Here is a 25,030-nt window from a genome sequence, read left to right as displayed (position 1 = left end):
ACGGAAGGAAGGCGTCCCGTGTCCCCTGTGCCCCGTTTACGTACGGTCCTGTTGGCGTCGCTGCTGGCCCTCGGCCTCGCCGTGTCCTCCGCGCCCGTGCAGGCGGCGGAACCGGCCGCCGCTGTTCCCACCGCCGAGGAGGCGCGCCTCGACAGGGCCGTACCGCGGGAGATCCTGCGGCGGAGCGGGTTCGACACCGCGGCCGGGGACTTCGCCTCCGCGCTCGAGGAGGCCGGTTCGTACGAGGCGGCCGAGCGTGCCGTCGTACGGCACGGGGCGCGGTTGTGGCGGCGCGCGGTGGACCGGGCACAGGGGCGCGGTCCCGCAGGCGGCGATCTGAGCCGGGACGACGACCGGCCGCTGTACTGGGCGCGGTTGGGCATGGTCCGCGAGCTGCGCACCTGGGAGGCGGACTTCGCGCTCTCCGACGCGCGGCGGGCCCGGCTGCTGGACCGGCTGGAGGTCGCCTCGCGCGGGCAGGACACGATCCGCTTCCCGGCCGCGAGGGGCGTGAAGCGCGTCCTGATGACGGGCTTCGACCCGTTCACGCTGGACCGCGACATCCGCATCGGCAACCCGTCGGGCGCGGCCGCCCTCGCCCTGGACGGCACGCTGATCCGCACGGCGGACGGCTCCTGGGCCCGCGTCGAGACGGCGGTCTTCCCCGTACGCTGGCGCGACTTCGCCGACGGCACGGTCGAGCGCGCCCTGCGCCCGCACCTGCCGCGCGTGGACCTCTTCACGACGGTGAGCCAGGGGCGGGTCGGCCGCTTCGACATCGAACGCTTCAACGGAGCATGGCGGGGCGGTTTCCCCGACAACGAGAACGCCTCGTCGACGGGGACCGTGCCCGTCGCCGACCCGGCCTTCCAGCCGCAGTGGACCACGACGACCCTGCCGTACGGGGCCATCACGGCGGCGGACACCGGTCGCTTCCCGGTGTACGACAACACCTCGGTGACCGAGGTCCCCGCCGGCGCGACGGACCCGGTGGTCCGCCCCGGCGGTCCGACACCCGGCTCCACGGCCCGCGCGGGCGGGGGCGGCGACTACCTCTCGAACGAGATCGCCTACCGCGCGACCCTGCTGCGCGACCGGCTGGGGCTGTCCGCCCTGCCGGGCGGCCACGTCCACACGCCGGTGCTGCGGTTCGGCGCGGGCAACACGGACGCGGTGACGGACCCGGAGTTCCTGCGCGATCGCGCGGACATCACCGCCCAGGTGCGGTCGATCATCGCGGTGGCGGCAGGGGCCGGCGCGGGGGCGAAGGGCTGACCGGACGCGCGGTCAAGGCGAACTGGTGACGCCCAAGGCGATGCCGAGGCCCACCAGCGTGCCGCCGATGGTGCGGTTCAGGACCTTCTGCGCCCGCAGCATGGCGGTGCGCAGGCGGGTGTGGGAGAAGAACAGCGCGACCAGGGCGAACCAGGCCAGGTGGGCCAGCGACATGAAGAGGCCGTAGCCCGCCTGCCGCCACAGCGGCGTGTCCGGGCCGACGACCTGGGTGAAGGTCGACACCACGAAGAGCGTGGTCTTCGGGTTCAGGACGTTCGTCAGGAAGCCGGTGCGCAGGGCGCCCCAGCGGGACAGGGACGCCTTGTTCCCGAGGTCGACCTCCAGGTCGGCGCGGGCGAAGAAGGTGCGCAGGCCGATGTAGACGAGATACGCGGCGCCCACGAGCTTGATGACCGTGAACAGCGCGGCGTTGGCGGCGATCAGCAGGCCGACGCCCAGCATCGTGTACGTGACGTGGACGAGGACGCCCGCCGCGACACCCACCGCGGCTAAGAGGCCCGTCGTGCGGCCGTACAGGTAGCTGTTGCGGACGACCATGGCGAAGTCGGCGCCCGGGCTGATGACGGCGAGGACCGTGATGACGGCGACGGCGATCAGCTCGGCCATGGCGTCAGCCCTTGCGGAGCGGGTCCGGGTTGGGCGGCGTCGCGGTCCGCGGGTCGGGGCCCGCGGGCGGGTGGGCCGCGTACGGGTTCGCCTGATCCGGGTGCGTGGCATGCGGGTGCGCCTGGCCCGGGTACGCCGCGTACGGGCTCGCCTGGCCCGGGTACGCGCCGTGCGGGTGCGCCTCGCCCGGGTACGCCGTGTTCGCCTGGTCCGCGTTCGGCTGGTCCGGGTTCGTCTGGTCCGGGTTCGTCTCGCCCCTCAGGTCGCGGGCCATCAGCGTCGCGCCCGCCACCGCGCCGGGCATCAGGAACACCGCGACGAAGGGGACCAGGAACGCGAGCGCCAGCGGCACGCCGAAGCCGAGGGTGAGCATGCGGCGTCCGCGCAGGAGGGCGAGGCGCTCCTTGAGCTCGACGCCGCGGCGCTGGAGCGCCACCGCCGTGAGCTCCTCGGCGAGGAAGTAACCGGAGACGCAGAAGCCCAGCACCGGGACGACGGTCTGGCCGACGACCGGGACGAAGCCGAGAGCGAAGAGGAGGATGCCGTACAGCGCGACCCGCACGAGGACGCGCAGGCTGTCGCGGGCGGAGATCCACAGCTCACGCCAGAGCGGCAGACCGGATTCCGGTACGTCGCCGCCCTCGGTGCGGTCGACCTGCTCGGAGAGCGACTCGTAGAAGGGCTGGCCCACGAGGAGCGTCACGGCGGTGAAGGTGATGACGGCGAGGAACAGGCCGAAGGCGAAGACCAGCGCGGTCAGGAAGCCGCGCAGCAGGCCCTGCCAGGGCGAGGACCAGTCGTCCGCGAAGGGCGTCACCCACGCGGTCAGGTCGTCGGCGCCGTACACCAGACCGATCATCGCCCCCGCGTACAGCACGAGGGTGACCAGGCCGGGCAGCAGCCCGAACCCGAACCACCGGCCGTGCCGGCCGACCCATCGCTGGCCCTTCATCACGTAGCCGAAGCCCGCCCCGAGATCACGCATGGGGTCACCCTATGGCGTCACCCGATCGGGGCGCGAGGCGGCCGTGTCACGGGGCCGGGGTCCGGGGGGGGCCCGGGGTCCGGGCGGGCAACGTGAAGGGCCGCACCCCTCGTGTGGGGTGCGGCCCTTGGCACGGGGTGCGATCAGACCGCGAGCTCGACCGTGATGTTGCCGCGGGTCGCCTTGGAGTACGGGCAGACCTGGTGGGCCTTCTCGATGAGGTCCTTGGCGGTGGCCTCGCTCACGTTCGGGATGTTCGCCGAGATCTTGACGATGATCCCGAAGCCCTCGGCGTTCTTGCCGATGCCGACCTCCGCGGTGACCGTCGAGCCGGAGATGTCGGCGCCCTCCTGGCGGGCGACCACGCCGAGCGCGCCCTGGAAGCAGGCGCTGTAACCGGCGGCGAACAGCTGCTCCGGGTTGGTGCCCTCGCCGGAGCCGCCCATCTCCTTCGGCGGGTTGACGACCACGTCGAGCTTGCCGTCGTTGGTGGCGACGCGACCGTCACGGCCGTTCTCGGCGGTGGCGACAGCGGTGTACAGAACGTCGGACTGCGTGATGGACATGTAAGAGGTTTCCTCCTGTGTTGCGCCGCGACTCGCGCCCACGATCGCGGCGGCCTGGGGTGAGCCTAACGGGTGAGCGAAACGATCATCTTCCCGGTGTTCTCGCCCCGAAGCATGCCGAGGAAGGCCTCGACGCCGTTCTCCATGCCCTCGACGACGGTCTCCTTGTACTTGAGCTCGCCGGACGCCAGCCAGCCGGCGACGTCCTTCACGAACTGCGGCTGGAGCTTGGCGTGGTCGCTGACCAGCATGCCCTGGAGGCGCAGCCGCTTGCCGATGACCATGGCCATGTTGCGCGGGCCGGGGGTCGGCTCGGTGTCGTTGTAGCCGGCGATCATGCCGCAGATGGTGACGCGCCCGTGGACGTTGAGCCGGGCTATGGCGGCTTCCAGGTGGTCACCGCCGACGTTGTCGAAGTAGACGTCGATGCCGTCGGGGGCTGCCGCCTTGAGCTGCTCGGCGACGGGGCCGTTCTTGTAGTTGAAGGCGGCGTCGAAGCCGTACTCCTCGACGAGGAGCTTGACCTTCTCGTCGGAGCCCGCCGAGCCGATGACGCGCGAGGCGCCCCGGAGCTTGGCCAGCTGGCCGACCTGGCTGCCGACGGCGCCGGCCGCGCCGGAGACGAAGACGGCGTCGCCCTCCTTGAAGGAGGCGGTCTCGAAGAGGCCGGCGTACGCGGTGAGGCCCGTCATGCCGAGGACGCCGAGGTACGCGGAGAGCGGGGCGATCGAGCCGTCGACCTTGGTGGCGTGCTTGGGGTCGAGCTCGGCGTACTCGCGCCAGCCGAGGCCGTGGAGGACGTGGTCACCGACGGCGAAGCCCTCGACACGGGAGGCGATGACCTCACCGACCGCGCCGCCGTCCATGGGCCGGTCCAGCTGGAAGGGCGGGACGTACGACTTCACGTCGTTCATGCGGCCGCGCATGTACGGGTCGACCGAGAAGTGCAGGTTGCGGACGAGGATGCGGCCCTCACCGGGCTCGGTGACCGGCGCCTCGCGCAGCGCGAAGTCCTCCGGCTTCGGCCAGCCGTGCGGGCGGGCGACGAGGTGCCATTCACGGCCGGACGCGGGAAGAGCGGACATCTGCGTTGCCTCCTGAGACGTGCTTCAGCAATCCTTCAAATTGCTTCACTACCTGAAACAACCATGCGACCGGATATTTCAGGTTGTCAAGTAAATGGGTATTCTGATGTCCATGGCCAGCAGCAGCACCGGTAGTCCGGACAGACCGCGCACGGACAGACCCACGCACAGTCCGCGTACGGATCCGCTCACCCTCGAGGTGGTGGAGCTCATCGGCACGATCGTGGCCCGCTACCACGAGGAGTACGAGCAGGCCGCGGCGCAGCACTCCCTGACCGGCGCGCAGGCGCGGGTCCTGAGGCTGCTGACGCTCCAGCCGCTCCCCATGCGCCGTATCGCGACGTCCCTGCGGTGCGAGCCGTCGAACGTCACCGGCATCGTGGACCGCCTGGAGTCACGCGGGCTGGTGGAGCGCCGGCCCGATCCGGCGGACCGCCGGGTGAAGGTGGCCGCCGCGACGGAGGAGGGCCGCGCGACGGCGCGGCGCCTGCGGGACGCGCTGGACTTCGCGAACGAGCCGCTGGCGGCGCTCTCGGAGGAGGAGCGCACGGTGCTGCGGGACCTGCTGCGGCGGATGCTGGGCGAGCCATGGCCGGGGGCGGGGCCGGGGCCGGGCACGCAGCCCGGGCCGGGGGCGGGGCTCGGTCCCGCGTAGAGCCAGGGGCCCTGTGGGCGACCCCGACTCGGGGGCCCACTCAATGGGCGATCCCGACGCAGGGTCCGACTCGGGGCCCTGACTCAGGGGGCGCGGCCCCGGCTCAGGGGTCTCCGCTCAGGGTCCCTACACGCACCACCAGAGGAACCAGTCACAGCTCTCCGTCGGCGTCGGGTCCGGGGACGGCTGGGACGGGGGCTGCTCCGGGGCCGGGTCGGAGGGCGGGTCATCGTCGCCCGGGCCGGGGCCGGGGTCCGGGTCGGTACCGGGGTCGGGCTCGCCCGGAGCCGGGTCCTGCGGCGCGGGAGCGCCGGGCTCCCCCGGAGCCTCGGACGCCGCCGGGTCGTCGGGCGCGCCGGAAGCAGACGCTCCGGGGCTCGGGGCCCCGGGAGACGCCGAGGCGCCGGGTGCGCCGGACGCCTGGGCTCCCTCGCCCTCCCCGTCGCCCTCGCCGGGTTCGGCGTCGCCGGACGGCCCGTCGGAGACCGTGGAGGCCGACGCGGTGATCGGGCTGGGGCCGTCGGGGCGCTCGCTGTCACCGGACGGCTCGTTCGGCGCCGGCTGTGCCGTTTCGGCCATGTCGTCCTGCCGTACGGCGGTGGCGGCGCCGTCCTCGCCGGGATGCTCGATCGCCAGCTCGGCCAGGCTCAGCGCGCCGGCCGCCAGCAGCAGGGCGCCGAGGCCGATCAGGACCTTGCGGCCTCGCCGCTTGCGGGCGCGGCGGCCGGCCGTGCGGCCCCGGCGGCGGTTGGCCTGGGTACGCGCACGGCGAGGGCCCGCGGGCGGTTCCTCGTCACGGCTCAGCTCGATGACGAGGTCGTCCGCCGCGGGCATGTGCGGGTCGTCGTGCCGGAGCTCCTCGGCGGGCGTCCCGCAGCCGGCACAGGCCAGGGCGCCGTTGAGGTGCCGCTGACACTGGTGGCAGAAATCCATGGCGCCCGCAGAGTATGCGGGGACACAACACCGGAGATAGCCGGTGTTGTGAGGATCCTGTGAGGAACCGGCCAAGTCTCGGCGTGTCCGTTCCGTTCACCCTTTAGGGGACGGAACAGGGCAGGATGTCCGCATGGTGGACAAGGGACCCTCCGATTCCGTACCCTCCGCCGACTCGTTCGGGCCGGTCCATTTCCAGCTGGTGCTCCTGCGCCGGATGGCCGACTTCCAGCCGGGGCTCGTGGAGGAGGCCAGGCGGGAGCTCGGGGCCTCGATCGCCGACATGCGCGAGGCGAACCGCCGCTGGCAGGCCATGGTGCGGGCGCCCGGCGGGCGCGGCGCCCTTTCCCGCTACCGCTCCGTACTGGGCGAGCCGGAGTCGCGGGCCCGGCGCGGCATCGGCGACCTGGAGTGCGACGCGCTGCTGTGGCGCCTGCCGCTCTGGCCGGACCTGCGCTTCGAGGTGCTGACCGCACCGGGAGGCCGGGGCGTGTGGAACGAGTGGCTCGTACGCGCCCCCGGCGCGCGCGGCCCGGAGCTGCGCACGGCCGCCGACCTGCGCCCGTGGAGCTGCACGGTCGACGAGGTGGCCCGCGCCTTCCCACCGGCGCGCCCACAGGAGGGCAGCGCGCCGACCAGGTGGCGACTGGCGTTCACGCTGCCGGAGGGAGAGGCGTGCGTGGCGGAGTTCACGTGGGGGTTGCTGCAGCGGCTCCTGTGACGGGGGGTCCCGGAGCAGTCCGCCGTCCCGGCACCTGAGGCGCGCCCCGTACGGTCCCGGGTCCTGTCACCCCGTCAGCTCCCCCAGCGCGCGCCGCGCGCCCGGTGACCGGACGATGCGAAGACGTACCGCTCTCGGGAGGATCGTCACCGTGACCGTCAGTCTTGAGCAGTTGCGCCGCTGCCATGTCGCCGTCGATCTGGGAGCCGCCAGGACCCGGGTCTTCGTCAAGGGCGTCGGGCTCGTCGTCGACGAGCCGAGCGTCGCCGCCGTCAACACCCGCACCGGAGCGCTGATCGCCGTCGGCGAGTTCGCGGAGAAGATGACCGGCCGTACCCCCGACTACATCCGGGTCGTCCGCCCCGTCTCCGGCGGCACCGTCGTCGACATCGAGATGGCCCAGCGGATGCTGCGTCACCTGCTGGGCGAGAAGCTCCGCCGCCAGCTGCGCCGCAAGCCGCTGCTGCGCGCCGCCGCCTGTACGCCGCACGACAGCGATCCGCTCGCGCAGCGCGCCACCGTCGAGACGCTCGTCGGCCTCGGCGCCCGGCGCGTCGAACTCGTCGACACCCTCATCGCGGCGGCCGTCGGCTGCGGCCTGCCAGTGGAGGAACCCACCGCCACGATGATCCTGGTGTGCGGGGCGGCCACCACCCAGGTGGCGGTGCTCTCGCTCGGCGCGATCGTCACCGCCGAGCGCATCCCGGTCGGCGGGAACGCCATCGACCACGCGGTCATCCAGTACCTGCGCCACCAGCACGAGCTGATGCTGCCGAGCCAGTCCGTACGCCCCCTCCAGCTCGCCCTGCACGGCAACGGCCTGACCCCCGCAGGGCCCGCGTCCACCGAGATCCACGGGCGTGACGTGGCCACGGGCCTGGCCCGTTCGGTGCTCGTCGACACCGCCGCCGTACGCCAGGCTCTGCACACCCCGCTGACGGCCGTACTCGACGGCATCGGCAAGGTGCTGCGCGACTGCCCGCCCGACCTCGTGGCCGACCTCGTCGACCGCGGCATCATGATGGTCGGCGGCAGCGCGCTGCTGCCGGGCCTGGACCAGATGCTGCGCGACGCGACCGGCATGCCGGTGCACATCGCGGAACGGCCCGACATCTGCGCCGTTCTGGGACTCGGCGCGATGCTGGAGGGCCGCATCCAGCCGCTGACGATGAACCCGCTCACCGAAGCGGAGTGACCGGAAGCGGGACTGGCGGCGGAACCGGGAGCGGGACCGGGACTGGGGGCGGGCGCGAAACCGGGACTGGGGCTGGAAGCGGGAGCAGGCTTCCGTCATTGCTCCAGGCGGTACTGAGCCTCGGCACCGACCTCGACCTGCGCACCACGCTCCAGCGGATCGTGGACTCCGCCGCCGAGCTGACCGGCGCGCGGTACGGCGCGCTCGGCGTCGTCGACCCGGAGCGGGGACGGATCACCGACCTCTACACGTACGGGATGACGGAGGACGAGCGGCAGCGCGTCGGCCCGCTGCCCGACGGGCGTCGCGGGGTGCTGGGCGCGCTGATCCGGGACGGCGAGCCGCTGAGGCTGGACGACCTGACGGCCGATCCGCGCTCGTGCGGCGTACCGCCCGGCCATCCGCGGATGCGGACCTTCCTCGGCGTACCGATCCGCGTCGACACCGAGGTGTTCGGCAACCTCTACCTCACCGAGAAGCGTGCCGGCACCTTCACCGAAGAGGACCTCGCCATGCTGCGCGTGCTGGCCTCGCAGGCCGGCATCGCGATCGGCAACGCCCGGCTGTACGAGACGGCACGGCAGCGCGAACGCTGGATCGAGGGCGCTGCCGCCGTGACGACCGCGCTGCTGACGGGCGAGCCGGCGGGCCACCCCACGGGCGGCGCCACAGACGACTCCGCAGGCGACTCCGCGGTTGACCCCATGGGCGACTCCACGGGAGACGCGCTGACGACGGTCGCCGAGCGGGCCCGTGTGCTGGCCGACGCGTCGGCGGGTGTCGTCCTCCAGCCGACCGAGGAGGGCGGCATGGAGATCGTCGCCGCGTCCACCCCGCACGACCCGGGTGACCTGATCGGTACGACGATCGCGCCGGGCTCGCCCGTGCTGGCGCACCTGCTGGGCGGCGAACCGGTCTTCGTCGAGGACTCCGCGACCGACCCCCGCATGACGACCCACGTACGCACGCGCTTCGGGCCCTCGATGATGCTGCCGTTGCAGAGCGGCGGGAAGCTGATCGGCACCCTCGCGCTACCGCGCCGCCGCGGCGGCCGCCCCTACACGGCGCTGGAGCGGCTACTCGCCTCGCAGTTCGCCTCCCAGGCCGCCCTCGCGCTCGTACTCGCGGACGCTCGGCGGAACCGGGAGCGCTTGGCGGTGTACGAGGACCGCGACCGCATCGCCCGCGACCTGCACGATCTGGTGGTCCAGCGGCTGTTCGCCACCGAGATGATGCTGGAGTCCACCCGGCGGCGGGCGGAGCCCGGGTCACCGGATGCCGACCTGCTGGACCGGGCCGTGGACGAGCTGGACTCGACGATCCAGGAGGTCAGGACCGCCATCTTCGCGCTCCAGCAGCCCCCGGCTGAGGTCCCCCGCTCCTTCCGCGGCCGCGTGCTGCGCGAGACGGGCGGCGCGGCCGCGCTCCTCGGCTTCCAGCCCTCGGTCCACTTCACCGGCGCGGTGGACACGCTGGTCAGCGGTCCGGTGGCCGATGAGCTCCTCTCCACCCTGCGCACCGCGCTCGCCGAGGCCCACCGCCGCACCGACGTGTCGTCCGTGGACGTCGAGGTGGACGCGACGGCCGTCCTGCCGGACGGCCGCCCGGGTGTCCGCCTGGTGGTCAGGGACGACGGCACGGCGGACGACGGCAGTCGGAGTGCCGCCTTGACGTGGCAGTCGCCCCGCTGACGGCCGTTACGCGGCGGGAACCTCCCTCAGCAGGCGCGAACCCCAGGGGCACCAGTACAGGCCGGGCAGGAAGGCGCCGCCCGCCTCGTCGAGGTGATCCTCGACATACATCACGGACGCGTCGCACACCTCGATGGCGACCTCGAAGAAGTTGATGGTGCCGGGGTCGAGGTGGAAGCTCCAGCCGGGGTTGTACGGCGCCGGTCGCTTGATGATCCGGCCCAAGACATGGACCTTCTCCTTCTCCTTGCCGCTCAGGATGTCCCTGGCCTCCTGGATCCTCGCGGGGTCGGTGAGCTGGAAGACGAACTTCTCCCGCATGGGCGGATAGTCGAATTCGAAGTACGCCGCCTCGGCCGCCGCGGCCCGTGACGGAGCGCTCACGGCCCCGGCCCCCTGGGCCGGCTGAGCCAGGGTGAGGGCCAGCATCAGAACTGAGATGAGCGTGGCCAGCTTGGTGGCGAAATACCGCATGTACACCTCCGGTCGAGCGTCGGCGCAGGAGCACGCCGCGACATCATTGTTACGCTGCGTATTCACCACCTATGCGGGGCACCTGGCACCTTGGCGACAACTCGCCACGGCAGGGACCGCCGAAAATCGCTCGCGCCCTCACCGCCCACGCCGCCACAGTGACGCGATGACCGAGATGTGGACCCCTGCCCTCGCGGGCGCGGCCGCCGGGCTCGGGGTCGCCATGCCTCTGGGCGCCGTCGGCGTACTGCTCGTTCAGCAGGCCATGCGCGACCGGCGCGGAGCCAGGGCCGCCGCGTCGGCGGTCGCCGTCGTCGACATGGTCTACGCGGCGGTGGCCACCGCGCTGGGGCCGCTCGTCGCAGCGGCGCTGTCCGGCGTCGAGGCGTGGGTGCGGCTCGTCTCCGCCGCCGTGCTGCTGGGCATCGCCGCACACGGCCTGCGGGCCTCGTGGCACACGGCGGAGCCGGCCGGATCAGCGGAGCCGACCGGATCAGCGGAGTCCGCCGCCCTTCCGCAGCCGCCCCAGACCGCGGGGCGGACGTTTCTGCGGTTCACGGCGCTGACCTTCATCAACCCCACCACCGCCCTCTACTTCGCGGCGCTCACCACGGCCCAGGGCACCGCGCTGCGCGGCGCGGCGGCCGGGACGGTGTTCGTGGCCGGGGTGTTCGTCGCGTCGCTGGCGTGGCAGCAGGTGCTCGTGGCGGGGAGCGGCGCCGCCGGAGCCCGTGCCTCCGCCCGCGTACGGACATGGACCTTCCGCATCGGGTACGGCCTGGTGGCGGCGTACGCGGTGAAACTGGCCCTGCCGCTGCCCTGACCCCGCTTCCCCCGCGGCGCCGCGCGGAGAGAATGGTGGGGCCACCGACAGCGAGGAGACGACGAGTGACCACCCTGTTTCCGGCACTGGCCACCCGGCCGGACCGGCCCGCGCTGCGTTTCGGCGAGCGGAACACGCTCACGTACGGCGAACTGAGCGCGGCGGCAGGCGCTTTGGCCGCGCGACTCCGCCCGTCGACCCACCAGCCGGGCACCCACAAGGCGGGCACCCACCAGCCGGGCACTCAGGAGGCGGGCGCTCACCGGCCGGAAACCCGGCAACCGGGGCGGATCGCCGTGTGGGCCACGCCCACCGCGGAGACCGCCGTCGCGGTGGTCGCCGCCCTGCTCGCCGGCGTACCGGCCGTACCGCTCAACCCGAAGACAGGCGAGCGCGAGCTGACGCACATCGTCACCGACAGCGCGCCCGACCTGGTGCTCGCCGCGCCTGGCGACGATCTGCCGGCACCGCTCGCAGACGTGGCGCGCGTGGACGTCACCCTCGCCACCCTCGCCACGGACGGGGCCGGGCTCCCGGAGGGCCTGCTTCCGTCCGAGCCGCAGGACCCCGAAGCCCCCGCCCTCATCGTCTACACCTCCGGCACGACGGGCCCGCCCAAGGGCGCGGTCCTCCCCCGCCGCGCGATCGCGGCGTCGCTGGACGCGTTGGAGGAGGCGTGGGCGTGGACGTCCGACGACGTCCTCGTACACGCCCTGCCCCTCTTCCACGTCCACGGGCTGATCCTCGGAATCCTCGGCCCCCTCCGGCGCGGCGGGTCCGTACGCCACCTCGGCTCGTTCACCACGGACGGGGTCACGCGCGAGCTGGCGTCGGGCGGAACCATGCTGTTCGGCGTACCGACGATGTACCACCGCCTCGCCGAGGCCCTCCCCTCCGACCCGGAGCTGACCAAGGCACTGGCCGGCGCACGTCTGCTGGTCTCCGGCTCGGCGGCACTACCCGTCCACGACCACGAACGGATCGCCGCCGCGACGGGACGGCGCGTCATCGAGCGGTACGGCATGACCGAGACTCTGATGAACACCGGCATCCGCGTCGACGGCGAGCCCCGCCCCGGCTCGGTCGGCGTGCCCCTGCGCGGCGTCGAGCTGCGCCTGGTCGAGGAGGACGGCTCGGAGATCACCGCGTACGACGGGGAGACGGTCGGCGAGATCCAGGTGCGCGGGCCGAACCTGTTCACGGAGTACCTCAACCGCCCGGACGCCACCGCCGCGGCTTTCGACGGCCCGTGGTTCCGTACCGGCGACATGGCGGTACGGGACGCGGACGGTTCGGTACGGCTGGTGGGGCGCAAGACCACCGACCTCATCAAGAGCGGTGGCTACAAGATCGGCGCTGGTGAGATCGAGAACACGCTCCTGGACCACCCGGGCGTACGCGAAGCCGCCGTCACCGGCGAACCGGACGCCGACCTGGGGGAACGGATCGTGGCCTGGATCGTCCCCGCGGACCCCGGAAACCCACCCGCCGCGCGCGAGCTGACCGACCATGTGGCGGCCCAGCTCGCCCCCCACAAGCGTCCCCGTACCGTCCACTACCTCGACGCGCTGCCCCGCAACGACATGGGCAAGGTCATGAAGCGGGCCCTCCATGTCTGAGAACCCTGGGCCTGTGAACTCCCGGCCTGAGAACTCCCAGCCTGAGAACTCCCAGCCTGAGGACTGCCGGCCTGAGGACTCGCGCCTGCCGGCCCGCCGCGCGATCGCCCTCCTCACCGACGACTTCGTCGAGCACAAGCCCCCCGCCCGGCACACCGTCCCCGACGGGCCACTGTCCTGGCAGGGTTACGACGCCTCACGCGCGCGTGCCGCCGACCGTACGGGCGAGGACGAGTCCATCCTGTACGGCACGGCGACCATCGGCGGCCGCCACTGCGCGCTGCTCGCCTTCGAGTTCGGCTTCCTCGGCGGCTCCCTGGGCCAACGGGCCGGCGACCGCCTGGAGGACGCTTACCGCCTGGCACGCGAGCAGCGCGTTCCGCTGGTCTCGCTCGTTGCGACGGGCGGCAGCCGTATGCAGGAGGGCATGGTCGCGCTGACCCAGCTCCAGCGGGTGGCGCGTGCGACGGTGCTGCTCCGGGAGGCGGGGGTGCCCCACATCACCGTGTTGCGGGATCCGTCCACCGGCGGCGGCTGGGCGACGGTCGGTGCCGGCGCCGATGTGATCCTGGCCCTGCCCGGTGCGCAGATCGGTTTCGCCGGCTCGCGCGTACGGCCGCCGGACGCGGACCCGTCGGCGTACACGGCCGAGGGCCAGCTGGCGGCCGGGCACATCGACGCCGTCGTGCGCCCGGAGGAACTCCGCGAGACGGTCACGCGCTGGCTGACGGCGCTGACGACTCCTGCACCGGGGCCCGTGGAGCCGCCCTCCGCCCTGTCGGATGCGGCCGCCCTCCCCGCCAGCGGCTGGGACGCGGTGCGCCAAGCGCGCGACCCGGCCAGGCCGCGCGCCGCGGCATACCTGGACGGGTACTTCACGTACCGGCTGCCGTTGGTGGGCGACCGCTGCGGCGGTACGGACCCGGGGCTGCTGTCCGGCGTGGGGATACGCCCCGACGGGCGGGCGGTCGCGTACGTCGCCCAGTGCGGCACCGCGACCCGGCCGGCCGGGTACCGCACGGCCGCCCGCGTGATCCGCCTCGCGGACCGGCTCGGCCTGCCCGTACTGACCCTCGTCGACACGCCGGGCGCCGCGAACGACGCCGAGGCGGAGCATACGGGCGCGGGCGCGGCGATCGCGGACGCGTTCGCGGCGGTCGCCGGGGCGAGGGTGCCGGTGACGACGCTGCTGATCGGCGAGGGCGGCTCGGGCGGGGCGCTGGCCCTCGCGGCCCCGGGCCACACCTGGGCGACGCCCGACAGCTACTTCTCGGTGATCGCACCGGAGCTGGCGGCCGCGATACTCAAACGACCTCCCGAGGAAGCCCCGCGGACGGCCGAGCAGCTACGGCTGCGCCCGCAGGACCTCGTGGAGCTGGGCATCGTGCGCGGCATCGTGGGCGGCACCGTGTGACGTGACGCCGCCGCGCATCAGGGCGTCTCCTCCAGGCAGTCGCCCTGTGCCAGGTCCACCTCGGCGAGGTCGAGCGCGGCGGTCAGTTCATTGAGGCGGGCACGCAGGGCGCGGACTTCGTCCAGTGACATGCCGGTCGCGGCGGCGATCCGTCGCGGCACCCCGAGGGCGCGCTCACGCAGGGCCGTCCCGGCCTCGGTGGGACGCACGGTCACGGACCGCTCGTCCTCGGGGCTGCGGCGGCGCTCGACGTAGCCGGCACCCTCCAGGCGCTTGAGCAGAGGCGAGAGGGTGCCGGAGTCGAGGCGCAGGTGTGCGCCGATGCGCTTCACGGGCAGTTCGCCGTGTTCCCAGAGCACCAGCATGACGAGGTACTGGGGGTAGGTGAGGCCGAGGTCCTTCAGCGCGGTGCGGTACACGCCGTTGAAGGCGCGGGTGGCGGCGTGGAGCGAGAAGCAGATCTGGTGGTCGAGGCGGAGGAAGTCCTCGTCGCGCACGGTCCCGGGCATGTCCATGGAGCCATGATACTCCGCGCACCATTGAGTTGTGCACAACTAAATAGTGCGCTACAAAGAGGTCTGTCATCAGTCTCATCAGTCCCGCACACGAGAGGACGACCCCCTCCATGAACGCCCTGTACACCGCCGTCGCCACCGCCAACGGCCGCGAAGGCCGCACCATCAGCTCCGACGGCCACATAGACCTGCCGCTCGCCCACCCCAAGCCGCTGGGCGGCAACGGACAGGGCACCAACCCGGAGCAGCTCTTCGCCGCCGGTTACGCCGCGTGCTTCGCCAGCGCGATGGGCGCGATCGGGCGCCAGGAGAAGATCGACGTCAAGGACGCCTCGGTCACCGCCGAGGTGAGCATCGGCAAGGACGGCGACGGCGGCTTCGGGCTCGCCGTGGTGATGCGCGTCGAGCTCCCGGACCACCTCCAGGGCGAGGCGGGCCGCGAGCTGCTGGAGAAGACGCACGCGTACTGCCCGTACTCCAAGGCGACGCGCGGCAACATCCCGGTGGAGCTCGTCATCGAGTGACCCGTACGACCACGACTCCGACCACGACAACGACCACAACGGCGACCACGGCGGCGGCAGCTGGGACGGGGGCGCGGGCGGGAGCGGTCAGTAGCCCTGCCCGCCCCACCCCTTGACCGCCGTCGGCTCCAGCCGTCGCGAACGGTAGCTCTCGCCGTCGAGGGTGAGGACGTCCGCGTGGTGGACGAGGCGGTCGACCGTCGCCGAGGCGATACCGCTGTCGCCGAAGACCTCGTCCCAGCGACCGAAGGGCCGGTCGCTGGTGACGATCAGCGAGGCGCGCTCGTAGCGGTGCGACACCAGCCGGAAGAAGAGATGGGCGACGTCGTCCTCGAACGGCACGTACCCGACCTCGTCCACGATCAGCAGCGGATACGTGTCGAGCTCCGCGAGCAGCTTTCCGAGTCGGCCCGCGGCCTTGGCCTCCCGGAGCCGGTCGGCCCAGTCGGCTGCGGTGGCGAACAGCACCCGGTGACCCGCCTGGCAGGCCCGCACCCCCAGCGCGATGGCGAGATGCGTCTTGCCGGTACCGGGCGGGCCGAGGAGTACCACGTTGGCCCGGCGCGTGACGAAGTCGACCTTCCCGAGCCGAACGAGCGTCTGCGGGTCGGGCGCCCGGAGGTGCCCGTCGTCGAACATCTCCAGGAGCTTGCGGGCCGGAAAGCCGGCGGCCTGGATCAGCTCCTCCGCCTTGGAGCGCTCATCGTCGCGCTCACGCCCGCCGCCGCCTCCGCGCCCCGGCGCGTCGGCTCGGGCGACTCCGTCACCACGGCTACCCAGGTCGTCGCTTCCGTCACTCACGTCCCTCTCGTCCGCCTTCCGCCCGTCACGCTGGCGCGGCAGGACGACGAAGTGCGGCGACTCCTTCACCCCATGGCCTTTGGGGTCGTGCGCGGCCATCGGCCCGGACATGTACGCGAGGATCGCCGCGGAGACGATGAACGCCATGTGGATGACGGTGCCCCACAACAGGTCGTGCCGGGGCGTGTGATGGACGTCCACGAACATTTGGAGCAGGTGCACGGACGAAATTCCGACGATCGCCGTCGCCAGCTTCACCTTCAGCACATTGGAATTGACGTGCGACAGCCACTCCGGCTGATCGCGGTGCCCTTGAAGTCCGATACGCGAGACGAACGTCTCGTACCCGCCCACGATGACCATGATCAGCAGGTTGGCGATCATCACGACATCGACCAGCTTGAGGACCGCGAGCATGACGTAGGTCTCGTCCGCCTGGCCGCTGACGACGTGGTCGACGAGGTGCCAGAGCTCGTTGAAGAACTTGTAGACGTACACCCCCTGTGCGGCCACGAGGCCGAAGTACAGCGGGGCTTGGAGCCAGCGGGTGGCGAACAGGGCCAGGCCGATGGTCGTGATGGTCGACGGGGACGAGGATGCACGGGACAACGGGACCTCCAGCGGCGGGGGGTTCCGCCATTCTGGTGCGCTGCCGCCGAAAATCTTAATTCGAGCCACCCTTTGGGATTAATAGAATTCCAGTAGCACAACACCTCTGAGGGTTCATCACATATATCGACACAGAGCAAGGGTGAACATCCAGACATGTCGATATGCCGACTCGCACTCTCGCAGCTCCCGCCTTCGCCTACTCCCCGCGGTCAGCCGGAAAACCGGGGTGCGACGAGGCGCGTGGGCGCATAACGTGTGGGCCATGTCGAGCCCCGAGTCGGACGAGGTGGGGGCTTTCGGTCACGCCGTCAGCCCCTGAACCACTGAGCCCTGCCGCCCCTGCCCTCCCGCCGCGTGCCTCCCGCGCGCGTGCGCGGCCGGGTCGGACGCGCGTGCCTTCGGGTGCTGACCGCGGTGACGAGATGCCCTTCCCCCGCTTCTCCTCACCCGGAGCCCCTCGATGCCCCTCTCCCTGTATCTGCTCGCCATGGCGGTCTTCGCCATGGGCACCTCCGAGTTCATGCTCGTCGGCCTGGTGCCGTACATCGCCTCGGACTTCGGCGTCACCGTCGCGGCGACCGGAACGCTCACCTCGGCCTTCGCCTTCGGCATGGCCGTCGGCGCCCCGCTCATGGCGGCGCTCGCCCGCACCTGGCCAGGGCGGCGGAGTCACCTCGGGTTCGTCCTCGTGTTCCTGGCAGCCCATGTCGTGGGCGCCGCCACCACGAACTTCACGGTGCTGTGCGCGACGCGGGTGGTCGCGGCCCTCGCGAATGCCGGGTTCCTCGCCGTAGCTCTGACCACCGCCGCCGCACTCGTCCCGCCCCGTAAGAAGGGACGCGCGTTGGCCGTGCTGCTGTCCGGCACGACGGTGGCCACCGTCGCCGGTGTCCCGGCGGGATCGGCACTCGGCACACTGCTCGGCTGGCGTGCCACCTTCTGGGCCGTCGCCGTGCTCTGCCTTCCGGCGGCGTTCGGCATCCTCATGGGCCTCCCGGCGCGGGCCCCGATGGAGCACCTCACCGGCGGCCCGGCCCTGCGTTCGGAACTGGCAGAGCTCCGAAGGCCGCGGCTGGTCCTCGTCATGGCAGTCGGCGCGCTGGTCAATGCGGCGACCTTCGCCGGCTTCACCTTCCTAACCCCCGTCGTGACCGACGTCGCGGGGCTCGGCGAGCTGTGGGTCCCCGTCGCCCTGATGCTCTTCGGCGCCGGCTCCTTCGCCGGTGTCACTCTCGCCGGACGCCTGTCCGACCGGCGGCCCGGCCTGGTGATCGCCTCCGGGGGGCCGCTCCTACTCGCCGGCTGGCCGGCTCTGGCGCTGCTGGCGGACAGGCCGATCGCCCTGTTCGTCCTCGTCTTCACTCAGGGCGCGCTGTCCTTCGCGCTGGGCGGCACACTGATCACGCGCGTCCTCTACGAGGCGGCGGGAGCCCCCACCATGGCCGGCTCCTACGCGACCGCGGCCCTCAACATCGGCGCCGCCGCCGGGCCCCTTTTCGCCGCGGCCACCCTCACCACCGGCGCCCGAACCCTCGGGCCGCTCTGGGCGAGCGGCCTCCTCACCCTGCTCGCGCTCCTCGTCGCGTACGCCTGGCGCGGTGTGGTCACGGCGCAGCCGGCCGGAGCGGAACGACCGGTGCGCGGGAGGAGGGTGGGCCGCGAACAGTAGAGTGGCCTGCGTCACCGGTATGCCGGCATTCGTGGCGGATCGCACGTCCGCCGAGTGCCCGGATTATCGGATCCTCGCCCTACGCTGGATGGCATGTCCCAGACCCTGCGTTCTCCTGTCCAGCCGGATGCCGAAGCCCTGAATTCGGCGATCCGAGAGCTGTGGGCGCGCGCCGGCGGGCAGCTGTCCCCGGATGAGCACCGGATCTATCAGCGCCTCGTCGTCCTGTGGGCTGCCGCGCAGCAGGGGGACGTCGCCTCGGCGGCGTAGCCTCACCGCGCGGCAGCCGCACCGTGCCCGTACGCCCCGTGCACATTCGTAGCGGGGCATGCGAGGGGCATACGAGGGGTCATGGCGGACGCGTGACGGTTCAGCGGCGGCACCGCCGGGAGCGGCGGTGCCCGCTCGTACGTCTCCGTGGACAGAAACGTTTCTGCTGACCACTGCTGTGGTGGGGCGGGTGGGACTCGAACCCACGGCCGACGGATTATGAGTCCGCTGCTCTAACCGGCTGAGCTACCGCCCCTTACGGCGCGTCGCGCACATTTGTGCGCGCCGTCTGCCGCAGCATAGCCGCTCATACGATCTCCTGCTCCGGATGGTCGGCATACGCACGTCCATGAAGACTGCGCTGGGCGCTGCGTGGTTCCCGTCGCGGCCGGATCAGCCCGGGAAGCCTCGCTCCCCACCGGAAACGCGAAAGAGGACCCCCTCCCAGGGGTCCTCTTCCAGCACCGCTCCCCCGACTGGACTCGAACCAGTAACCCTCCGGTTAACAGCCGAATGCTCTGCCAATTGAGCTACAGGGGATCGCGCTCCCCCGACTGGACTCGAACCAGTAACCTGCCGGTTAACAGCCGGCTGCTCTGCCAATTGAGCTACAGGGGATTGCTGCGTTGCACCGAACGCACCCACCCGGGGCTTCCCGGGCGGCGCTCGCTCGCTGCGACACATACATTAGCGCAAGCAGGGGGGTGCTCCGCCAATCGGTTCCCGGGGTGATCTCCGGCCACGCGGGTAGGCGGCCAGCACCAACGCCTTCGGAAGGGTGGCAGCCATGCGGTACAAGCTCGCGTTCGTCGTTGGACTGGCCGTCGGGTACGTGCTCGGCACCCGGGCAGGCCGGGAGCGGTACGAACAGTTGCGGAAGTCCGCGCGAGACATCTCCCAGAACCCGGCTGTGCGCAACGCCGCCGAGTCCGCCGCGCACACCGGGCGGGAGGTGGCCGAGAAAGCGCTCCACGCCGTGAGCGACAAGGTCGGGGACCGGGTGCCCGAGTCGGTCGCCGAGCGGGTGCGATCGTTGCGGGAGCGCGGCCAGGGTGGTGAGGACGAGTGGGGGACCACTAACACCTGAGCCGGCGGCCTGTCCGGGTGGCCCGTGAGCCCGGCGGGCCGCTCGGCCGTGGTGCCGTTGGGCCGCTCAGCCGTTGGGCCGTTGGGCCGTTGGGCCGTTGCGCCAGTGGATCGACGGACCGGTGACACCCCGGTCGGTAACACCCCGGTCGGTGGCACCCCGACGGGTGGCGACCGGCCGCGGTGCCTGGCGGGTCGGCGTGTGTCCCGAGTGCGGCAGAATCTATGCCCATGGGGATAGTCGCCGGGTTGGACAGTTCGTCGGGTTTCACGCGCATCGTCGTCTGTGACACGGACACGGGCGCCGTACTGCGACAGGGCTACGCGCCGCATCCCGTCGAGCCGAAGGCCACCGAGGTGGACCCGCAGGCGTGGCTTCTCTCCCTCGGAGAGGCCGCTTCCGGCGGCCTGCTCGAGGGCGTGCAGGCCATCGGCGTCTCCGCGCAGCAGCACGGGCTGCTGCCGCTGGACCCGCAGGGGGCGCTGGTACGGCCGGCCCTGGTCGGCAATGACAAGCGCGCGCAGGTGGCCGCCGCGGACCTGATCGAGGCGTTCGGCGGCCGTCAGGCATGGGCCGAGGCCGTCGGTTGCGTACCGCAGGCGGCGCAGCCGGTGGCGAAGCTGCGCTGGCTGGCGCGTACCGAGCCGGAGGCGGCGGCGCGTGTGGCGATGGTGATGCAGCCGCACGACTGGCTGGTGTGGCAGCTGCTGGGGCGGCCGGCGCGCCGTACGACGGACCGGGGGGCGGCTTCCGGTACGGGTTACTGGTCGGCCGGCACCGGTGCGTACCGGCCCGATCTGGTGGAGCTGGCGCTGGGGCACCAGGCCGCGCTGCCGGAGGTGCTGGGGCCCGCCGAGGCCGCGGGGATCACGCCCGAGGGGCTGCTGATCTCCGCCGGGACGGGCGAGACCATGGCCGCCGCGCTGGGGCTCGGACTCGGGCTCGGTGACGCCGTGGTGTCCCTCGGCGCGTCGGGGTCGGTGATGGCCGTGCACCACGAGGCACTGGCCGATCCGCGCGGCATGATCACGGCGTTCGCGGACGCGGCGGGGATGCACCTGCCGGTCGTGCACACCTCGAACGCCGTACGGGCGCTGCGCGGCACCGCGGAGATGCTGGGCGTGGACAGCCTGGAGGAGCTGTCGGCGCTGGCGCTGAAGTCGACGCCGGGCGCGTCCGGGCTCGTACTCCTGCCGTATCTGGAAGGCGAGCGGACGCCGCAGCTGCCCCACACGGCGGGGACCCTGAGCGGCCTGCGGCGCGAGTCGATGAAGCCGGAGCACCTGGCGCGGGCCGCCTTCGAGGGCATGCTGTGCTCGCTCGCGGACGCGATGGACGTACTGCGCGGACGCGGTGTGGAGGTGCGGCGGGTGTTCCTGCTGGGGGCGGCCGCCGAGCTGCCCGCCGTGCAGGCCGCCGCGCCGGCGATCTTCGGCGCCCAGGTCGTCGTACCGCAGCCGGCGGATTACGCGGCGCTCGGCGCGGCGCGGCAGGCGGCGTGGGCGCTGGGGGCGTCGCACGGCGTGCTGTCCCCGCAGGCGCCGCCGGCCTGGCAGGCGGCCGCGATGCAGGTCTTCGAGCCGGGCGAGGAGCTGGCCGTGGGGCAGGCGGTGCGGCAGCAGTACGGGGCGACGCGGGACCAGCTGCACCCGGGCGCGTTCGACGCCTGAGCGCCCGCCCGGGTTTTCGCGGCACGGGCGGCCCGGGTTTTCGCGGCACGGGCGGCCCGGGGCTCGTCGCCGCCCCTTGTTCTGGGAAATCGGCTCGTAACCGGCCCGGGCGGTGGGGATAGTTGATGGTGTGCTCAGACAACTTCTTCGACGCCACCTAGGGCCGTACAAGCGGCCCATCGTCGTGTTGGTGGTCCTTCAGTTCCTGCAAACCTGCGCTTCCCTCTACCTCCCCAGCCTGAACGCCGACATCATCGACAACGGTGTCGTCACCGGCGACACGGGCTACATCCTGCGGTTCGGCGCCGTGATGATCGCCGTCTCGGTGGTGCAGGTGGTCTGCAACATCGGCGCCGTCTACTACGGGGCGCGCACGGCGGCCGCGCTCGGCCGGGACGTGCGGGCGGCGGTCTTCGACCGGGTGCAGTCGTTCTCGGCCCGGGAGGTCGGGCAGTTCGGGGCGCCGTCGCTCATCACGCGTACCACCAATGACGTCCAGCAGGTCCAGATGCTGGTGCTGATGTCGTTCACGCTGATGGTGTCGGCGCCGATCATGTGCGTGGGCGGCATCGTCATGGCGCTCGGGCAGGACGTGCCGCTGTCGGCGGTGTTGCTGGCCGTGGTGCCGGTGCTCGGCGTCTCCGTCTCGCTCATCGTGAAGCGGATGCGGCCGCTGTTCCGCACGATGCAGGAGCGGCTCGACGCCGTGAACCGGGTGCTGCGCGAGCAGATCACCGGCAACCGGGTCATCCGGGCCTTCGTGCGGGACGCCTACGAGCGGGAGCGGTTCGGGGCGGCGAACGGCGCTCTGACCGACGTGTCCATGGCTACAGGGCGGCTGATGGCGCTGATGTTCCCGACGGTGATGACCGTGGTGAACGTGTCGAGCGTCGCGGTGGTGTGGTTCGGCGCGCACCGGATCGACGGTGACGAGATGCGGATCGGGGCGCTGACGGCCTTCCTCGCGTACCTGATGCAGATCGTGATGGCTGTGATGATGGCCACCTTCATGTTCATGATGGTGCCGCGCGCCGAGGTGTGCGCGGAGCGCATCGAGGAGGTGCTGCGGACCGAGTCGAGCGTCGTGCCGCCGGCATCGCCGGTACGGGAGCTGGTCCGCCACGGGCACTTGGAGATACGGAACGCAGACTTCCGCTATCCGGGCGCCGAGGAGCCGGTGCTGCGTGGGGTGGATCTGGTCGCCCGGCCCGGCGAGGTGACGGCGGTCATCGGCTCGACGGGCAGCGGCAAGTCGACGCTGCTGGGGCTGGTGCCGCGGCTGTTCGACGCGACGGGCGGGGAGGTGCTGGTCGACGGGGTCGACGTGCGCGCGCTCCACCCGGCGCTGATGGCGCGCACGGTCGGGCTCGTACCGCAGAAGCCGTACCTCTTCTCCGGGACGATCGCGACGAACCTGCGGTACGGGAACCCCGACGCCACGGACGAGGAACTGTGGCACGCGCTGGAGGTGGCGCAGGCCGCCGACTTCGTACGGGAGCTGGAACACGGTCTCGAGGCGCCGATCGCGCAGGGCGGGACGAACGTGTCGGGCGGGCAGCGGCAGCGGCTGGCGATCGCGCGGACGCTGGTGCAGCGGCCGGAGATCTACCTCTTCGACGACTCCTTCTCGGCGCTGGACTACGCCACGGACGCGCGGCTGCGCGCGGCGCTGGCGGCCGAGACGGCGGACGCGACGGTGGTGATCGTGGCGCAGCGGGTGTCGACCATCCGCGACGCCGACCGGATCGTGGTCCTCGACGAGGGCCGGGTCGTGGGGGCGGGACGCCATCAGGAGCTGATGGCGGCGAATGAGACGTACCGGGAGATCGTGCTCTCCCAGCTGACGGAAGCGGAGGCAGCCTGATGGCGGGGCCGGCGGGACGGATGATGGCCGGCGGCGGCCCCGACCAGAGGTCGATGGACTTCAAGGGGTCGGGCAGGCGGCTGCTGCGGCAGCTGGCGCCGGAGAAGGCCACGCTGTGGCTGATGCTGGTGGCCGGTGTGGTGAGCGTGGCGCTGTCGGTGGTCGGGCCGATGATCCTCGGCAAGGCCACGGACCTGATCTTCGCGGGGGTGGTGGGGCGCGGGATGCCGGAGGGCGCCTCCAAGGAGCAGACGCTGGAGGCGCTGCGGGCGAAGGGTGACGACGGGCTCGCGGACATGCTGTCCGGGGTGGCCTTCACGCCCGGGCACGGGATCGACTTCGGCGCCGTGGGTGCGGTGTTGCTGGTGGTGCTGGGGGTGTACGTGGGCGCCGGTGTGACGATGCTGGTGTCGACACGCCTGTCGATCAAGGTCATCAACCGGACCGTGTACCGGATGCGCGAGGACGTCCAGGCGAAGCTGGAGCGGTTGCCGCTGTCGTACTTCGACAGGGCCAAGCGCGGCGAGGTGCTGAGCCGTGTAACGAACGACATCGACAACATCTCGCAGACCATGCAGCAGACCATGGGCCAGCTGATCAACTCGGCGCTGACCATCGTGGGTGTGCTGGCGATGATGTTCTGGATCTCGCCGCTGCTGGCTCTGGTCGCGCTGGTGACCGTGCCGTTGTCGGTGGTGGTGGCGACGAGGGTGGGCAAGCGGTCGCAGCCGCATTTCGTACGGCAGTGGCAGTCGACGGGCCGGCTCAACGCCCATATCGAGGAGATGTACAGCGGGCACGCGCTGGTGAAGGTCTTCGGGCGGCAGGAGGAGGCTGCCGAGGGCTTCCGGGAGCAGAACGAGGCGCTGTACGAGGCCGGGTTCAAGGCGCAGTTCAACAGCGGGCTCATGCAGCCGCTGATGTTCTTCGTGTCGAACCTCAACTACGTGCTGGTGGCCGTGGTGGGCGGGCTGCGGGTCGCGTCGGGGACGCTGTCCATCGGGGACGTGCAGGCGTTCATCCAGTACTCGCGGCAGTTCTCGATGCCGCTGACGCAGGTGGCGTCGATGGCGAACCTGGTGCAGTCGGGGGTCGCGTCCGCCGAGCGGATCTTCGAGCTGCTGGATGCGGAGGAGCAGGCTCCGGACGCCGCGCCGGTGGCCGGGCGGGTCTTCGAGCCGGCGGGGCGGGTGTCACTGGAGAAGGTGTCGTTCCGCTACGAGCCGGACAAGCCGCTCATCGAGGACCTGTCGCTGACGGTCGAGCCGGGGCAGACGGTCGCCATCGTCGGCCCGACGGGCGCGGGCAAGACGACGCTCGTGAACCTGCTGATGCGGTTCTACGAGGTGACGGGCGGCCGGATCCTCTTCGACGGGGTGGACGCGACCACGCTGTCGCGCGAGGAGTTGCGGTCGCGCATCGGCATGGTGCTCCAGGACACCTGGCTGTTCGGCGGCACGATCGCCGACAACATCGCGTACGGCGCGCCGCGCTCGCGCGAGGTCTCGCGGGAGGAGATCGAGGCGGCGGCGCGGGCGGCGCACGCGGACCGGTTCATCCGGACGCTCCCGGACGGGTACGACACCGTCATCGACGACGAGGGCGCGGGGGTGAGCGCGGGTGAGAAGCAGCTGATCACGATCGCGCGGGCGTTCCTGTCGGACCCGGTCATCCTGATCCTGGACGAGGCGACGAGCTCCGTGGACACGCGGACCGAGGTGCTGATCCAGAAGGCGATGGCGCGGCTGGCGCACGGGCGGACGAGTTTCGTGATCGCTCACCGGCTGTCGACGATCCGCGACGCGGACGTGATCTTGGTGATGGAGAATGGTGCGATCGTCGAACAGGGGACGCATGCGGAGCTATTGGCGGCGGAGGGCGCGTACGCACGCCTGTACGCGGCGCAGTTCGCGCAAGCGGTCGCCGAGGTGGACTGACCGGCCGCGTGACGGCGA

The 25,030-nt window shown here is 72.0% G+C and carries 23 protein-coding genes and 3 tRNA genes; 15 read left to right on the top strand and 11 right to left on the bottom strand.

The genetic code is table 11. The annotated features are described in order from the left end of the window. Positions 1-18: 18 nt before the first annotated feature. Positions 19-1,275, top strand: a complete 1,257-nt coding sequence (locus AC07FJ_RS01825; RefSeq protein ID WP_479044222.1) for a pyroglutamyl-peptidase I — start codon at positions 19-21, stop codon at positions 1,273-1,275. A gap of 12 nt (positions 1,276-1,287) precedes the next feature. Here the strand turns inward: AC07FJ_RS01825 and AC07FJ_RS01820 are convergent, their stop codons facing one another. The 4 genes from AC07FJ_RS01820 to AC07FJ_RS01805 all read right to left on the bottom strand — a co-directional run bounded on the left by AC07FJ_RS01820 (position 1,288) and on the right by AC07FJ_RS01805 (position 4,538). Beyond that, positions 1,288-1,902 (bottom strand): LysE family transporter, encoded by a 615-nt coding sequence (locus AC07FJ_RS01820; protein WP_479044220.1) that lies wholly within the window; start codon positions 1,900-1,902, stop codon positions 1,288-1,290. A gap of 4 nt (positions 1,903-1,906) precedes the next feature. Then, positions 1,907-2,887 (bottom strand): EI24 domain-containing protein, encoded by a 981-nt coding sequence (locus tag AC07FJ_RS01815; RefSeq protein WP_479044218.1) that lies wholly within the window; start codon positions 2,885-2,887, stop codon positions 1,907-1,909. A gap of 143 nt (positions 2,888-3,030) precedes the next feature. Beyond that, on the bottom strand, positions 3,031-3,453 hold the full coding sequence (locus AC07FJ_RS01810) for an organic hydroperoxide resistance protein (RefSeq protein ID WP_355355750.1): 423 nt from the start codon (positions 3,451-3,453) through the stop codon (positions 3,031-3,033). A 65-nt stretch (positions 3,454-3,518) separates the two neighbouring features. After that, on the bottom strand, positions 3,519-4,538 hold the full coding sequence (locus tag AC07FJ_RS01805; protein ID WP_479044215.1) for an NADP-dependent oxidoreductase: 1,020 nt from the start codon (positions 4,536-4,538) through the stop codon (positions 3,519-3,521). A 112-nt stretch (positions 4,539-4,650) separates the two neighbouring features. Between AC07FJ_RS01805 and AC07FJ_RS01800 the strand changes: the two genes are divergently transcribed. Then, complete coding sequence (locus AC07FJ_RS01800) at positions 4,651-5,193, top strand: MarR family winged helix-turn-helix transcriptional regulator (protein ID WP_479044213.1); 543 nt, start codon at positions 4,651-4,653, stop codon at positions 5,191-5,193. A 126-nt stretch (positions 5,194-5,319) separates the two neighbouring features. On the opposite strand, the gene AC07FJ_RS01795 is transcribed toward AC07FJ_RS01800, so the two are convergent. Continuing rightward, complete coding sequence (locus AC07FJ_RS01795; protein ID WP_479044210.1) at positions 5,320-6,126, bottom strand: SCO2400 family protein; 807 nt, start codon at positions 6,124-6,126, stop codon at positions 5,320-5,322. Positions 6,127-6,259: 133 nt separating this feature from the next. On the opposite strand from AC07FJ_RS01795, the gene AC07FJ_RS01790 reads away from it, so the two are divergent. The 3 genes from AC07FJ_RS01790 to AC07FJ_RS01780 all read left to right on the top strand — a co-directional run bounded on the left by AC07FJ_RS01790 (position 6,260) and on the right by AC07FJ_RS01780 (position 9,733). After that, positions 6,260-6,847 carry a hypothetical protein gene (locus AC07FJ_RS01790; RefSeq protein ID WP_479044208.1) on the top strand — a complete coding sequence of 196 codons (588 nt, stop codon included), beginning with the start codon at positions 6,260-6,262 and terminating at the stop codon, positions 6,845-6,847. Positions 6,848-6,998: 151 nt separating this feature from the next. Beyond that, a complete protein-coding gene (mreB, locus tag AC07FJ_RS01785) occupies positions 6,999-8,042 on the top strand; it encodes a rod shape-determining protein (RefSeq protein ID WP_361413924.1) in 1,044 nt (347 codons plus the stop codon). 98 nt (positions 8,043-8,140) lie between these two features. After that, the gene (locus tag AC07FJ_RS01780; RefSeq protein WP_479044205.1) at positions 8,141-9,733 is read left to right on the top strand and encodes a sensor histidine kinase; all 1,593 of its coding nucleotides are present in this window, start codon (positions 8,141-8,143) and stop codon (positions 9,731-9,733) included. 6 nt (positions 9,734-9,739) lie between these two features. Here the strand turns inward: AC07FJ_RS01780 and AC07FJ_RS01775 are convergent, their stop codons facing one another. Next, entirely contained in the window at positions 9,740-10,207 is a 468-nt protein-coding gene (locus AC07FJ_RS01775) for a BP74-related protein (RefSeq protein ID WP_479044204.1), read from the bottom strand. Positions 10,208-10,373: 166 nt separating this feature from the next. On the opposite strand from AC07FJ_RS01775, the gene AC07FJ_RS01770 reads away from it, so the two are divergent. From AC07FJ_RS01770 to AC07FJ_RS01760, 3 genes are all read left to right on the top strand, one after another. Continuing rightward, the gene (locus AC07FJ_RS01770; protein ID WP_479044202.1) at positions 10,374-11,030 is read left to right on the top strand and encodes a LysE family transporter; all 657 of its coding nucleotides are present in this window, start codon (positions 10,374-10,376) and stop codon (positions 11,028-11,030) included. A gap of 65 nt (positions 11,031-11,095) precedes the next feature. Then, a complete protein-coding gene (locus AC07FJ_RS01765) occupies positions 11,096-12,649 on the top strand; it encodes an acyl-CoA synthetase (protein WP_479044200.1) in 1,554 nt (517 codons plus the stop codon). Positions 12,650-12,734: 85 nt separating this feature from the next. Then, complete coding sequence (locus AC07FJ_RS01760; RefSeq protein ID WP_479045231.1) at positions 12,735-14,063, top strand: carboxyl transferase domain-containing protein; 1,329 nt, start codon at positions 12,735-12,737, stop codon at positions 14,061-14,063. A gap of 17 nt (positions 14,064-14,080) precedes the next feature. Here the strand turns inward: AC07FJ_RS01760 and AC07FJ_RS01755 are convergent, their stop codons facing one another. Then, entirely contained in the window at positions 14,081-14,578 is a 498-nt protein-coding gene (locus tag AC07FJ_RS01755; RefSeq protein WP_479044199.1) for a MarR family winged helix-turn-helix transcriptional regulator, read from the bottom strand. Between the two features lie 110 nt (positions 14,579-14,688). On the opposite strand from AC07FJ_RS01755, the gene AC07FJ_RS01750 reads away from it, so the two are divergent. After that, on the top strand, positions 14,689-15,102 hold the full coding sequence (locus AC07FJ_RS01750; RefSeq protein ID WP_479044196.1) for an organic hydroperoxide resistance protein: 414 nt from the start codon (positions 14,689-14,691) through the stop codon (positions 15,100-15,102). Between the two features lie 87 nt (positions 15,103-15,189). Here the strand turns inward: AC07FJ_RS01750 and istB are convergent, their stop codons facing one another. After that, on the bottom strand, positions 15,190-16,512 hold the full coding sequence (istB, locus tag AC07FJ_RS01745; RefSeq protein ID WP_479044193.1) for an IS21-like element helper ATPase IstB: 1,323 nt from the start codon (positions 16,510-16,512) through the stop codon (positions 15,190-15,192). A 463-nt stretch (positions 16,513-16,975) separates the two neighbouring features. Between istB and AC07FJ_RS01740 the strand changes: the two genes are divergently transcribed. Both AC07FJ_RS01740 and AC07FJ_RS01735 read left to right on the top strand, forming a co-directional pair. After that, positions 16,976-18,184 (top strand): Cmx/CmrA family chloramphenicol efflux MFS transporter, encoded by a 1,209-nt coding sequence (locus AC07FJ_RS01740; protein WP_479044191.1) that lies wholly within the window; start codon positions 16,976-16,978, stop codon positions 18,182-18,184. A gap of 93 nt (positions 18,185-18,277) precedes the next feature. Further along, entirely contained in the window at positions 18,278-18,454 is a 177-nt protein-coding gene (locus AC07FJ_RS01735; protein WP_361413897.1) for a hypothetical protein, read from the top strand. Positions 18,455-18,633: 179 nt separating this feature from the next. Here the strand turns inward: AC07FJ_RS01735 and AC07FJ_RS01730 are convergent. From AC07FJ_RS01730 to AC07FJ_RS01720, 3 genes are all read right to left on the bottom strand, one after another. Continuing rightward, positions 18,634-18,710: transfer RNA gene (locus AC07FJ_RS01730), tRNA-Ile, on the bottom strand. Positions 18,711-18,921: 211 nt separating this feature from the next. Next, positions 18,922-18,994 (bottom strand) — tRNA-Asn (locus tag AC07FJ_RS01725). Positions 18,995-18,999: 5 nt separating this feature from the next. Next, positions 19,000-19,072, bottom strand: a tRNA-Asn gene (locus AC07FJ_RS01720). Between the two features lie 169 nt (positions 19,073-19,241). On the opposite strand from AC07FJ_RS01720, the gene AC07FJ_RS01715 reads away from it, so the two are divergent. The 4 genes from AC07FJ_RS01715 (at position 19,242) to AC07FJ_RS01700 (ending at position 25,012) form a co-directional block, all read left to right on the top strand. Further along, complete coding sequence (locus AC07FJ_RS01715) at positions 19,242-19,541, top strand: YtxH domain-containing protein (RefSeq protein ID WP_468295783.1); 300 nt, start codon at positions 19,242-19,244, stop codon at positions 19,539-19,541. Positions 19,542-19,771: 230 nt separating this feature from the next. Continuing rightward, positions 19,772-21,211, top strand: a complete 1,440-nt coding sequence (locus tag AC07FJ_RS01710; protein ID WP_479044188.1) for an FGGY family carbohydrate kinase — start codon at positions 19,772-19,774, stop codon at positions 21,209-21,211. Between the two features lie 130 nt (positions 21,212-21,341). Further along, positions 21,342-23,075, top strand: coding sequence for an ABC transporter ATP-binding protein (locus AC07FJ_RS01705; RefSeq protein ID WP_479044186.1), 1,734 nt, complete (start codon positions 21,342-21,344; stop codon positions 23,073-23,075). After that, positions 23,075-25,012 (top strand): ABC transporter ATP-binding protein, encoded by a 1,938-nt coding sequence (locus AC07FJ_RS01700; RefSeq protein ID WP_479044185.1) that lies wholly within the window; start codon positions 23,075-23,077, stop codon positions 25,010-25,012. Before AC07FJ_RS01705 ends, AC07FJ_RS01700 begins: the two co-directional genes overlap by 1 nt. Positions 25,013-25,030 lie beyond the last annotated feature (18 nt).

Source organism: Streptomyces sp. NPDC045998, assembly GCF_056430285.1.
The sequence above is the reverse complement of the archived record's forward strand: the minus strand, read 5'-3'. Positions and strand labels throughout refer to the sequence as shown.